13 protein-coding genes are annotated in these 12,365 nt (G+C 41.8%); all 13 read left to right on the forward strand.

Going from position 1 to position 12,365, the window contains the following annotated elements; genetic code table 11:
* Positions 1–53: 53 nt before the first annotated feature.
* The gene (locus tag NITUZ_RS00465) at positions 54–1,352 is read left to right on the forward strand and encodes a hypothetical protein (RefSeq protein ID WP_048194142.1); all 1,299 of its coding nucleotides are present in this window, start codon (positions 54–56) and stop codon (positions 1,350–1,352) included.
* 3 nt (positions 1,353–1,355) lie between these two features.
* Positions 1,356–1,832, forward strand: coding sequence for a hypothetical protein (locus tag NITUZ_RS00470; protein ID WP_048194144.1), 477 nt, complete (start codon positions 1,356–1,358; stop codon positions 1,830–1,832).
* Between the two features lie 15 nt (positions 1,833–1,847).
* Positions 1,848–2,372 carry a hypothetical protein gene (locus NITUZ_RS00475; RefSeq protein WP_048194145.1) on the forward strand — a complete coding sequence of 175 codons (525 nt, stop codon included), beginning with the start codon at positions 1,848–1,850 and terminating at the stop codon, positions 2,370–2,372.
* 106 nt (positions 2,373–2,478) lie between these two features.
* Positions 2,479–3,180 (forward strand): ATPase domain-containing protein, encoded by a 702-nt coding sequence (locus tag NITUZ_RS00480; RefSeq protein ID WP_048194147.1) that lies wholly within the window; start codon positions 2,479–2,481, stop codon positions 3,178–3,180.
* A gap of 25 nt (positions 3,181–3,205) precedes the next feature.
* Positions 3,206–4,879, forward strand: coding sequence for a type II/IV secretion system ATPase subunit (locus NITUZ_RS00485; RefSeq protein ID WP_048194149.1), 1,674 nt, complete (start codon positions 3,206–3,208; stop codon positions 4,877–4,879).
* Positions 4,876–6,369, forward strand: a complete 1,494-nt coding sequence (locus NITUZ_RS00490; protein WP_048194151.1) for a flagellar assembly protein FlaJ — start codon at positions 4,876–4,878, stop codon at positions 6,367–6,369. The genes NITUZ_RS00485 and NITUZ_RS00490 overlap by 4 nt, the downstream gene beginning before the upstream one ends.
* A 72-nt stretch (positions 6,370–6,441) precedes the next feature.
* Positions 6,442–7,086: a chemotaxis protein CheW gene (locus tag NITUZ_RS00495; RefSeq protein ID WP_052370015.1), complete on the forward strand. Its 645-nt coding sequence runs from the start codon at positions 6,442–6,444 to the stop codon at positions 7,084–7,086.
* A 105-nt stretch (positions 7,087–7,191) separates the two neighbouring features.
* Positions 7,192–7,452 carry a hypothetical protein gene (locus tag NITUZ_RS00500; protein ID WP_048194153.1) on the forward strand — a complete coding sequence of 87 codons (261 nt, stop codon included), beginning with the start codon at positions 7,192–7,194 and terminating at the stop codon, positions 7,450–7,452.
* Positions 7,453–7,602: 150 nt separating this feature from the next.
* Positions 7,603–8,667, forward strand: coding sequence for a chemotaxis-specific protein-glutamate methyltransferase CheB (gene cheB / locus NITUZ_RS00505; protein WP_048194155.1), 1,065 nt, complete (start codon positions 7,603–7,605; stop codon positions 8,665–8,667).
* Positions 8,654–10,195, forward strand: a complete 1,542-nt coding sequence (locus NITUZ_RS00510) for a chemotaxis protein CheA (RefSeq protein WP_155991145.1) — start codon at positions 8,654–8,656, stop codon at positions 10,193–10,195. Before cheB ends, NITUZ_RS00510 begins: the two co-directional genes overlap by 14 nt.
* Positions 10,196–10,204: 9 nt before the next feature.
* A complete protein-coding gene (locus NITUZ_RS00515; RefSeq protein ID WP_048194157.1) occupies positions 10,205–10,936 on the forward strand; it encodes a chemotaxis protein CheC in 732 nt (243 codons plus the stop codon).
* Positions 10,933–11,445: a chemotaxis protein CheD gene (locus NITUZ_RS00520; RefSeq protein ID WP_052370017.1), complete on the forward strand. Its 513-nt coding sequence runs from the start codon at positions 10,933–10,935 to the stop codon at positions 11,443–11,445. The genes NITUZ_RS00515 and NITUZ_RS00520 overlap by 4 nt, the downstream gene beginning before the upstream one ends.
* The gene (locus NITUZ_RS00525; RefSeq protein WP_048194159.1) at positions 11,442–12,254 is read left to right on the forward strand and encodes a CheR family methyltransferase; all 813 of its coding nucleotides are present in this window, start codon (positions 11,442–11,444) and stop codon (positions 12,252–12,254) included. The genes NITUZ_RS00520 and NITUZ_RS00525 overlap by 4 nt, the downstream gene beginning before the upstream one ends.
* Positions 12,255–12,365 lie beyond the last annotated feature (111 nt).

The following is a 12,365-nucleotide window of genomic DNA, read 5'->3' on the forward strand; positions in this document are numbered from 1 at the left end:
ACCGCCAATAACAACTTCAGTAGTGGACCTAGGATAAACAATGGAGTGTTTTTATGATTGCTCCAAGCAACCTTTTTTCTTTTTTAACTAAAACTCTTAACAGCCTCACCGAAGGATTCAGAACATTTGTTGCAGGAAGCGCAATAGGTGTTTACGGCCTAGTTCTGTACGAGGCATTTCCACAACTCTTATTCGATATCAGCTATTCTATTTACTACTTTGTAATCCCAGTAAGCATAATTGCAGTAGTTTTGGTAGGAATACCAAAGTTTACAGCGAAAAACTCTGGAATCAAGCAGCCACAGCCAGTAGCGACTGAGACAGATCCACTGTTAAGTGAGATAATCGGGGACAGTGCAACAACAGATCAACCAAATACCGAAAACCCAGATAATGTGGACATTGCAAAGATTGGGGGCGCCAATGCGGAGCTTGATGCACTTCTTGCAGGCGGAAGCGATACGCCAAATGACACTATAACGACAGAAGCAATACCTGCAGCAACCGCAATGTCCGGATTTGACGAAAACAAGATCCGCGAACTAATAGACCAGAAATTCGAGCCAGTAGAAAAGGATCTTACCACCTTCAAAAAAGATCTCAACAAAATCAAGGAGGATATGAAAGTAACAAAGGAAAGCGTCGATACTCTTACCGAATCGTTCGAAGGAACGCTCACAGATATGAAGGCATTTCAGGCAGAAATCTCAAATCCGCTTAACTTTATGCGCAAGTACTTTGAAGCCCTTGATCTCTCAAACCTATCCGACCCCTCACTGCCTCTCAAGCAGGGAATACTCAATGCCCAACAAGTAAACATGCAAAACGCCCAACATCTAAGCAATACAAACCCTGTTCAACCCGTACAAACCCAAGTTCAGAACAACCCAGTTCCGGTAATGGTGCAGGCCACAACAGGAGCCATACAGCAATCACAACCGTCAGCACCTCAACCGTCGCCTCAAGCAATAGTCCGAGGAAGCGAGATGGACAATCTGGTAAAAGGAACGGATCTTGACAATCCGATGGACTCTGTAATGAAACCATTATTCAGCGGAAGTCTGTCTGTTGCAAACATGATGGCAATAATTGAGCTTGTAGGTGAGATGTTCCAAGAAAAAGGAGATGATTGCATAGATCTACTAGTAGAGCAATGCAAGTTGATGGGACTCAAGCCAGAAGACGAAAGCACAATTTACAACATAATTGAAATGCTCAAAAACTCTAACATGTCGGTTGAAGAATCAATCGAGCAGCTATACAAGTTCTCCAAGATCGTCGGCCTAAACGACAAGGAAGCAGACGCATACTATGCCAGGCTGACCTCTCACAGGAAAAAAGGAGGTAGCTAAGCCATGGCATCAAGCGTAATGACAGAAGCGATATTGATTATAGCTTCAATAGTTGTGGCTACCACAATTGCAGGAGTCGTCATGTCTCAGGTGGGATCTTTTGAATCCACATTCACGGCAACCTCACAAAATCAGAAAAATGAAATGCTTACAAAAATCAAAGTAATACACGTTTTGCGCAATGCTACTGACAGCCCACCCAACTTGGAAGTCTGGGTAAAAAACATAGGAATTGATCCTATCACAGCACCTACATCAATGGATATCTACTTTGGACCTACAGGTGCAGCTCAACGCATACCGTATAATGCCGCAGGCGGAGAAGATACATGGAGATTCCAAACTCTTCCTAGCATGATTCAGAAAATGGATACAGTGCAAATCAGAATAACTGATTCGCAATTAACTGTTGGTACAACCTACACATTAAGAGTTGCTGCTCCAAACGGCGTATACACAGATTATGTTTTCTCGACATAGCACGAGGGATGCTGATTGGGCCTAAGTGTAGCTATTGCAGGCGGCATTGTGATGTTTTCAATGATATATGTAATGCTGACACTTCCTAACATGATAGATCAAACCGTATCAATCAACAAGGCTTCATCGGAAATAGCAGAAATTGAAAATTCAATTCTAAAGACGAACATGGCGATGTCTTCATTTACAGTTACGGATGCTGTAAACGGATACGTGCAGTTTGAGATTGAAAATCTTGGAACGGAAAAAATGTGGAATTTTACAAACTTTGACGTTCTTATAACGTACCAAATAAGCAGCTCACCCTGGAATAGAACAGAATCGCTAACGTATTCTGAAGAGTGCAATCCTCTTCCTGCAAGCGGGAATTGGTGCAGGCAATCAATCTCAAATGACAACATAGATCCAAAGATACTCAACAATGGAGAGACATTAACTGCACGTGGCAGAGTAAGCCAGACCATAGACAGTGGTCTTGTGACAGCTGTAGTATCATCCAACAACGGAGTAGTTACAGCCAGAACATATTCGGTTCCGTAATATTCGTTCGAAAAAACCAAACACCATCTTATATCAATTTTTTTTTCAGAATCTACATTGAAGATTGTAGCAGACCTATTGTATTTTATGAGGAGGAGTATACGCGTTGACTGAGATCCTGCCTTGCGGCAACGAGGAAGTAGATAGACAATTTGGCGGCGGTATCCCATTTCCAACATTGATGTTAATTGAAGGAGATCATGGAACCGGCAAAAGCGCTCTAGCAGCACAATTCATGAAAGGATTCCTTGATTCTGGCAAAAAAATACTTTGTGTCACTGAAAACACTGTAAAGGAATACATTGAAAACATGAAATCGATCACGTTCAACTTTTCAACTGCATTCCTGCGAAACAGGCTGACAATCATGCCGTTGCATATGTATGGAGTACACTGGAACAAGGAACAGTCCGCATATCTACTTCCAGTAGTTGGGAAATACATCGGGAACAGCTTCAAAGAGCATAACTGTGTGGTAATAGACTCGCTTTCACTATTGACAGTTTTCTCCGATGCCAGTAGAATATTGGAATTTTTCACACAATGCAAATACCTTGTAGCGCGCGGCATGGGAGTTATAATCACCATACACCCAGAAGACATTCCGCCTGACCTTAGAATGAGAGTCAAAGGAGGCGTCGATGTATACCTAAAGCTTGGTACTACAAATATCGGAGGAAAGGATGTAAAAACACTTAGGATTGTCAAGCTGATAGGAGCAAAAGAAAACACCGATTCTGGATTTGCATTTGATGTGGATATGACATTTGGTATAAAGATAGTTCCAATCTCAATGGCTAATGCCTAGGTGAGTTCGTGGAGGACGGATAGCTTTGCCTTTTGATTTTTCACAGGTAAGAGATCCAAGATTCATTGAAGAGCTGAAAAAATCACCACATCTGCTAAATTATATGGAAAATTATACTGCAAGGGGAAACCCGCTTCCCTTGTTCACGGAACAGCTGCAAGCAGAACACAAAAAACTAAAAGAGCCGAACCTCATTTATCCGGTTTCCGAGCAGACGTATGTGCACATAAACCCACACACAACATCCGATGACGGTTACATGGAATATGTTATAGTGGAACCGGACATGCCAGATAGAAAACTGATGGAAGTTGCAGATAAAATGTTCGCAGTACAGTCAGCCGAGTTTGCACCGCCAGTAGAAATCACAGAAAGATTCAACATGATAGAAACCTACCTTAAAGATCACGTACAGCTTACCGATGCCCCAGTGGATTATTCCTCACTTGGTGATGTGTACAAGCTCAAATCATTACCTGTCAACAAAAAAGACTGGGTTGGCCTGCGTTATCACTTTCTGCAAAAAAGGGCTGGAACAGGAATATTGGATCCTTTCCTTGCAGACTCTAACCTTGAAGACATCTCGATTATAGGCGCAGGAAACGTCTACATAATACACAAGTCTTTCGGTGCCCTCAAGTGTCCGTTATTCCTGGGAGTGGAAGAAATAGACGAACTGATCATTAGCATGTCTGAACAGTTTGGAAAAACCATATCACATGCAAGGCCTGTAGTAGACGCAGTCCTGCCTGATGGTTCCAGAATTAACATCGTATTTGGAAAGGATATCTCAAGAAAGGGTACCAACGCTACGATAAGAAAATTTGCAAGCACACCGCTTTCGATCACGCAGGTCCTCACATCAAAGGCCCTTGACTTCCGCGAGGCAGCTTACATGTGGATGATGCTCAATGAGGGAATGAGCGTGTTTATCAACGGAGAGACGGCGTCAGGTAAGACCACTACTCTTATGGCACTTACTGCCTTCATACCTTCAAACTGGAAGATAGTCACAATCGAGGATACGCCTGAACTTACACTACCTCATTCCAACTGGATTACTGAGCAAACAAGGGATACTGGAAACGAGCAGTCTAGTGTTACGATGTTTGATCTGCTAAAAGCAGCGTTAAGACAGCGTCCAAACTATATCTTTGTAGGAGAAATCAGAGGGGCAGAAGCAAACATTGCGTTTCAGGCTATGCAGACAGGCCACCCCGTCGTAAGCACTTTCCACGCAGCAAACATGACTGCCCTCATTCAAAGAATCACAAATCCGCCAATGCTCATTCCAAAGACTAACGTGGAAAACCTCAACATAGCGCTTTTCCAGGGTGCAGTGCAAGGGCCGGGAGGAAAGCGAGTAAGACGTGTTCTGTCAATTAACGAAATTCTCGGATACAATCCGGAGGGTGGTAACGTAATGTTCATTCCTGTGTTTAACTGGGATCCGGGAACTGATGAAGTAAAATTCCGGGGAAAAGGAAGCAGTGCGCTATTTGTACAAAAAGTGCTTGAGAAACGAGGCATGTCAAAAAAAGACGAAGGTCTATTGTACGAAGAGCTGGAATTACGAGCTAGAATACTTCAAAAAATGATGGAAAAAAGAATCTTTAATTTTTATGACGTATTTGACTCGATATCTCATTGCAGGGAAATAGGACTTGAGGCCTTTTACAAGGAACTGGATGCACTATGATTCAGATTCCGCTTTTCAAAAAACTATCTCTTGCAAACATGCAAAAAAGCGATGAAAAATTTGTCTACTTTGTTGCATTTCTGTACAGTATATCTACAGGTGAAATAGGCGGAATAGATCTTATCAGAACCACACGTGATACTAACTATGGAAAATATACTGCCGCATTTCGCGACGTATATCAGATAGGAGTGGGTTGGAGCTTTGGTATATCTAGAGCCCTAGAGATGATCGCAGAAAAAGTATCATCTGATAAAACTGATCAACTAAAGCAGCTTTTGATAAAGCTGGCGCAAGTAATCCGACTTGGAGACGCATTAAAGACGTTCTTTGCTGATGAGCTAAAATCCACAGTTATGACTTACTCAATCGTATACGAAAGAAAGCTTGAGAATCAAAAATTATTCTTGGAAATGTTTTACACACTAATGTCTACTGCCGCATTCATGATAGCAGCAAACTCTATTATGAGCATGCTAATGGGCCAGTCAAACTCTGAATCAATACTGCTTATGTCGTTTATAGGAGTGGCAGCAAGCATGAGCGCGTTCGTATTCATGATGTATATCATGTTCCCACGTGATATATTGGGATACCAGTCCGCAGACGAGGATTTTAAATTCAGATTGAAAATATACATGGCAGTAGGAGCAGGCGTGGGAATAGGTGTTGTTTTGTTGTTCACAAACATCCTTCCAACAACACTCATAGTGGGAATCGCTGCAGCCCCATTATTCTATCCGGGTCTTTATGCAAGAAAAATGGAACAGAAACTAAAAGAGATAAACAACTGGTATCCAGAGTTCGTAAGGCATTTCGGCGAGATATATGCAACTATAGGTTCGGTGGGTAGCACTCTTGAGGCGGTGCTCCGAAGCGATTTTGGGCCACTACAGGTACATCTTGAGCGATTTAAGAACCGCATAAAGCACAGAGTAGAGCAAAAACTTTGCTTTGAGCTGTTCTCTCGTGACACTGGCAGCCAAGTTATTGCAAATGGAAACGAAGTAGTATCGTTTGCGATGGACAAGGGAGCCAACCTTAATCTTGCTGGAAACCATGTTGCCGATATCACCACAAAGATAAACGAGCTAAGAGCTAAAAGGACGCAAACTGCAAAAACTTTTGAGACCATCATAGTAGTGCTTCATGCACTTACGCTCGCAGTCTTTGGACTCATGAATAAACTAACATCAATATTCTTTGATCTTGTAAATACAGTAGATGTCTCAAACGACACTCTCAGCCTTACCCCTATTGATCCTCAATTTATGGCTATGATGATGCCGCTCATGGTTCTTATGACATCTGTAATAAGCGCAATGGCGCTGAAAGTCGCTCAGGGAGGCCTTTACAAGACTGTATTCTATCATATAGCATTGCTCTTGGTGATAGGATCCGTCGTAATGTTCGTAATGGATGCTCTGTTATCAGACTACCTAGCAACACACGTCCTTGACTTTGTAAAGCCAACCATAGGACCTGTGTGATTTTTTCACACAAACATCATTCTATATCTGAATAAATAAAATCGAATTAGTGCAAAGTGAGGTTATTAGGTAATGCTGACACAGACATCTGGAGATTCAGTTCAAGTCGTCTCATTTAACATAATCAATTCTAGCGGAAAGAAGGAAGACTATGCAATGCCAATAGAGCAGGTAAGGGAGATTCGTGCTGTAGAGAAAATAACCAAAGTACCTAGATCGGAACCATTCGTTCTGGGCATAATGAATCTCAGGGGGCTGATAATACCTGTTATTGATGTCAAAAAGAAGCTAGGTCTTGACTCGCAGAAGACTTCTAATTCTAAGCAAAGAATACTCGTGGCAGACACTAACGGCTCACTTACTGGCTTGCTTGTAGATGAGGTTGATCAGGTCATCAGAATACCGACGCAAGAAATAGAGCAGCCGCCGCAGGGAGCATTTGACTCATACCATTATGTAAAGGGAATTGCCAAAGTAAATGAAAAGCTGGTAATACTACTTGATATTGAAAGTCTGCTCATTGGCCAAAAACAAGCCGAACAGCCAAAACCAAAAGTCCAGACAGCGCAAAACACCTCTAAAGAGCCAGCCAAAGAGCCCACCGAAGACCTAGACGACCCTACCATACATTCGCTTGATGACATACCGCCAGAGCTTGCAGAGGTATTCAAGGAAGATGAACAGGGAATTCAGCCCACTCAGATAATCAGGGAGTAAAAAGTTCCAATTCGGGCTGTTATGCCTGAATTTGTGCCAGTTTGGAGCAGATCCGAACAAGAAAATTCCTTCTAATTTAATATGAAGACTGCGTCGGCATCCTGCATGGATGCAAAAGTACCAAAACTAGAGGAAATTTACGATAGAATCGAGGTAGAAGAGAGCAGAGAACAAAGTCAAGCAGACGGCTACCAGTGGGGTATAGAATACCTGCAGGATGTAATAAAGCAGTTAGACAAACTTGAACAACGGGCTTTGGAAAAAAACGATCCGTCATTTTATAATAATGTGAAACTGTCTGCGCAAAGAGCAAGGGAAGTAGAGAAGGAATTAAAGAACAAGTTACGCAATATAAGGAATAATTGAAAGCAGGATGTACTGCGGCATTGTATGATCACATCAAACATACTTGATGCTATATTGCGATTTGATTGTACAAAATTCAATGCCGTTCAGTATGTTATCTAGATTTTCAAGACACTATATGATGCCAAAGCGTCATCAGGAGATGACGTGATGCTCACAAAATCGGTTTCATCCCAAATCAACGTCCTTATAATTAATGATTCTAGCTACATGGGCACTTACCTTAAGGATCTGGTGTCAAGCGAGTCCATTCATGTATACGATATAGCAAGGGATGGAATCGAGGGGCTTCGTAAAATCTCGATACAAAAACCTGACGTAATACTATTGGATTTGGAAATGCCGAGAATGGATGGCCTTACATTCATTGAAGAGATGGTAAAAAAAGGATCATTAATTCCCACAATTCTAGTTAGCAGCTTCAGCCAGAACGGCGCAAAGATAGTACTCGATGCATTAGAAAACGGAGCCATTGACTTTGTGCCATTATCTACGACCAATCCGGAAGAGACAAATCAGCTAAAGGAAACACTTGTGGAGAAAATCAGAGCTGCTGCCAAATGCGATCCTTACAAAATGGTATTAGAAAAAATTCAGAGCTTAAAACCTGCAAAGAAGCCTGTTGCTTCCTCCCAAGCAGCATCCGTAGTGGTCACAATTGCATCATCTACCGGAGGACCCAACGTAGTACAGGCAATTCTTGCAGCTCTTCCTGCTGACATCAGGGCTGGAATTCTTGTGGTACAACACATGCCAAAAGGATTCACAAAAAAGTTTGCCGAAAGGCTAGACGAAGCAGCGGAAATTATAATCAAGGAAGCAGAAAACGGTGATCTTATAACAGAAGGAACAGCTCTGATCGCACCGGGCGATCTTCATATGGAGGTTGACGCCCAACTCCGTGTTAATCTTGTCAATGGACCAAAAAGGTTTGGTGTACGCCCAGCTGCAAATGTGACGATGATATCTGCAGCAGAACACTTTGGGTCTAACACAATAGGCGTGACACTTACTGGCATGGGCCACGACGGTGCATTTGGCATGAAGACCATAAAAAGACGCGGTGGTAAGACCTTTGCCCAAGACGAGCAATCCTCGGTGGTTTTTGGCATGGCAAAAGCAGCACATGATCTTGGCGCAGTAGATGTGTTGCTCCCGCCTGAGAAAATTGCAATAGCAATAATTGAGGAGGTTAATCGACTTGTCTCAAAATAATTATCGAGAAATGTACGTTGCCGAAGCTTTAGAACATGTTGAAACGATAAATGATACGCTTCTAAAACTTGAGGAGGAGCCTGAGAATAGAGAATACCTCGATCTAATATTCCGTTCCGCCCACACGGTAAAGGGAATGTCTGCAACAATGGGATATGATGATACACGTGAATTGTGCAAAAACATTGAAAATATTTTTGACAACATAAGAAAAGGTCAAGACAAACTATCTCCTAATCTGGCTAGCGCCCTTTTCAAATGTATAGACTTGCTACGTGAGCTTATAGCGGATGAAAAAAAGAAAGTTGATCTAAAACCATACCTTGAGATGCTAGAGCATCCAGATGATGTGCAACTAAACACTGTAGCATCTACCACTGCAGCAAAGTCTCCGACCATCCGAGTCAAAATGTCCGATCTCGACTCGCTTGTAAATCTGGTTGGTGAATTGGTAATATCAAAAATGCGATTAGAGCAGTCGCTTGCAAAGGGCGGTGATGATTCAAGGCAGGTAATGATAGAGCTTGACAGACTGACAACAGATCTTCAATACCAGTCAATGAAATTGCGACTTGTACCAATTGATCAAGTGTTCAGCAGATTCACAAGACTTGTAAGGGATACATCAGCCTCGCTTGGCAAACGAGTAAACCTTGTAATGGACAGCTCTGGAATAGAGCTGGACAGAACTGTTCTTGATGCAATAACAGATCCATTACTGCACATACTGAGAAACTGCGTAGATCACGGAATAGAAAAACCAGACGAGCGTCAGGCCTCGGACAAGCCTCCAATCGGAACCATCAAGCTTACAGCATACGGCGTAGGTGACCATGTAGGAATCAAAATAGAGGATGACGGTAGAGGCATAAACTTGGATCGCTTGAAGGCAAAAGCCGTAGAAAAGGGATTGATTAGTGAAGAGGCAGCAATAAAAATGTCTGATGATGATGCAATCAATCTGCTTGGAACTCCTGGACTTTCCACCGCAAAAGAAGTAACTGACGTTTCTGGTAGGGGTGTCGGCATGGATGTAGTGATCACTCAAGTGGAATCAGTTGGTGGGAGTGTAAAAATAACCACACGAGAGGGTAAAGGAACCGTAATTGTACTAACAATCCCACTGAGCGTCTCTATAATCGGAGGTCTCTTGATAAACGTCGCAGGCGACAAATATGTGCTTCCGCTTTCCAGCATCACCACTACTGTAGTAGTTGAGCCAAACCAGATCAAAAGTATCCATGGCAAGGAAGCAATAATACTGCGAGATCAAGTTGTACCACTTGTACGCGTAGCACAGCTTTTAGGAATTGAGGAAAACAAGCAACAATCTGATAAAATAACTCTAGTAATAGTAGACAAGGGTGGAAAACCCTTCGGTCTAGTGGTCGACTCTTATGATAAAAAACAAGAAATCGTGATTAAACGACTAGGAAATGAAGCACATTCCTCAGATCTATTTACCAACGCAACAATTCTTGGAGACGGCAGTGTTGCGTTGATTTTAGATCCTGCATTGTTGGTGTAGTGGTGAGAATTGAGTACTGTATTTTCCTTAAACCCAGAAGAGATTCAGTCGCTTACAAAAATTCTCAATCAATACATAACATCAAAGACATCCATAGCACTCTCAAAACTATTAAGCGAGAGGATAGATCATAGAATAAAGGTCTTCAGCAACGGCCCATCACAAATAAAGCAAGTCACTCTTGAGCCTGACGAAATTAAGATGTGCGCGGTACGGCTTAACGGGAAAGGTGATACCCACATTGAGATTCTATATACAATAAAACAAAAACACGCCAAAAAAATAGCCGCAAAACTACTCTGTCAAGAAGATCTATGTGAAATAGACGAAATGGGAGTATCTGCAATACAAGAAGTAGCCAACATAATGACAGGATCTTTCTTTAATGCATTATCAAGGGGAACGGGATTCAGGGTAGATTTGTCAACACCAAATTTTACTCATGATGAATTGCATTCTCTGATAGATACATCAGCTCTTGATGTATCAAATCCTACGGACTGTGCTGTAATAGCAGATGTTGAGCTAATGGGTGATTCTAGCGGGGCAAAACTGCACATGATAATAATGCAAAATACAATAGATGCAAAAAAACTTCTTGCCAACCATTCCGACTCAAATCAGACAGATCCTGAATCCTTGGATAACATATCTGATAACACTACGTCATATCCTGTAGGTGGTCAAAACTCCGAACTTGATGCGCTGCTAGGCGACATACTACAGGAGGACGATAAATGAGCTTTACCAAACAAACTCAGACAAGCAATATAGTTGAGGTACCGATGGGCGGCTTATTGTTGACAACAAAAGAAAAATCCATACTTCAAACATTTGTAGGATCTTGCGTTGCAATTTGCCTTTATGACTCGGTCGCAGGTGTGGCTGGAATGGCACACATAATGCTTCCAAAAAACAACACACAAAACCCAAAACCTGAACCGGAAGGAAAGTTTGCTGATGTGGCAATGCAAACCCTTCTTGACAAGCTGATAGCAAGTGGAGCCAACATTGCAAGACTGAAAGCCAAAATGGCCGGCGGCGCCAATGTTTTTCAAAACGAAAGCAAGTCCAATATGTTCAATATAGGAATGAGAAACGTAGAAACTATCAAAACAATTCTTGCAGAAAAAAAAATTCAACTGGTTTCTGAGGATGTGGGCTCAAAACATGGACGATGGGTAATTTTTGACTTGGATTCTGGACAAATGAAAATCAAGGACAGAGAAAAGGGTATGTTTGTGATATGAGCGTACCTGAAATCATCTCTGCAGAACAAATGGCACAGATAGAGAAGATAATGCTACAAAGGATTGGCAAAGATCTCACTCAGTTCAAAAAGCCGTTTCTTGGAAGACGAATAAGCTCAAGAATGAGGGCTGTTGGTGTCAAGGATGGCTCAGAGTACGCAAAAATACTGGAATCTGATGAAAACGAGCCAGCTCTACTTTTCAAGAGTTTCTCAATCAACGTGACAGAGTTTTTTCGTGATCCCTTTGTATGGAAATGCGTGTCTAATTTGCTGCCCAGGCTTTTAAATAAAAATTCTATAATCAACGCTTGGAGTGCAGGATCGGCAAGTGGAGAGGAGCCGTATAGTATTGCAATTATGTTAAAGGAAGCAATAGGGATTATGAAAAACCAATTCAAGGTTTTGGCAACGGATATCAGTCTTGAGGCAATAAATCGCGCAAAGAAAGGTCAGTACACATCTTCAAACTTGAAGAATCTGCCAACAGAGATAATTACAAAATATTTTACAAAAATTGGCACCGATACATTTCAGCTAAACGATGAGATAAAGCAATATGTTGTCTTTGAACAAGCTGACATTGCATCTTTTGCGGCAGATAAAATCCATCTGATATTCTGCAGGAACGTTCTGATTTACTATGAGAAAGCGGCACAAGAAATAATATTCAAAAGGTTCCACAAGTCATTAACTGACGACGGTTATCTCGTGATAGGCCAGGATGAAACCATGATGGGTATACAATCATCGAAGCTATTCTCATGTATTTATCCAAAAGAAAGGATATATGAAAAAATTGGGCAATAAGCAGTTTTTATCAAAATGGTATGACATAACATGTCTGTGTGATCACAGCAAACACACTCTAGATTATTATTTTCACAAAAAAATAACTCTCATGTATACGAATGCATCATC

This window comes from Candidatus Nitrosotenuis uzonensis (assembly GCF_000723185.1).
Taxonomy (GTDB): domain Archaea; phylum Thermoproteota; class Nitrososphaeria; order Nitrososphaerales; family Nitrosopumilaceae; genus Nitrosotenuis; species Nitrosotenuis uzonensis.

Coding starts and splice junctions, on each gene's coding strand:
- NITUZ_RS00470 (WP_048194144.1), top strand. CDS start 1,356: ATGGCATCAAGCGTAATGACAGAAGCGATATTGATTATAGCTTCAATA.
- NITUZ_RS00525 (WP_048194159.1), top strand. CDS start 11,442: ATGAGCGTACCTGAAATCATCTCTGCAGAACAAATGGCACAGATAGAG.
- NITUZ_RS00495 (WP_052370015.1), top strand. CDS start 6,442: ATGCTGACACAGACATCTGGAGATTCAGTTCAAGTCGTCTCATTTAAC.
- NITUZ_RS00500 (WP_048194153.1), top strand. CDS start 7,192: ATGGATGCAAAAGTACCAAAACTAGAGGAAATTTACGATAGAATCGAG.
- NITUZ_RS00520 (WP_052370017.1), top strand. CDS start 10,933: ATGAGCTTTACCAAACAAACTCAGACAAGCAATATAGTTGAGGTACCG.
- NITUZ_RS00490 (WP_048194151.1), top strand. CDS start 4,876: ATGATTCAGATTCCGCTTTTCAAAAAACTATCTCTTGCAAACATGCAA.
- NITUZ_RS00465 (WP_048194142.1), top strand. CDS start 54: ATGATTGCTCCAAGCAACCTTTTTTCTTTTTTAACTAAAACTCTTAAC.
- cheB (WP_048194155.1), top strand. CDS start 7,603: ATGCTCACAAAATCGGTTTCATCCCAAATCAACGTCCTTATAATTAAT.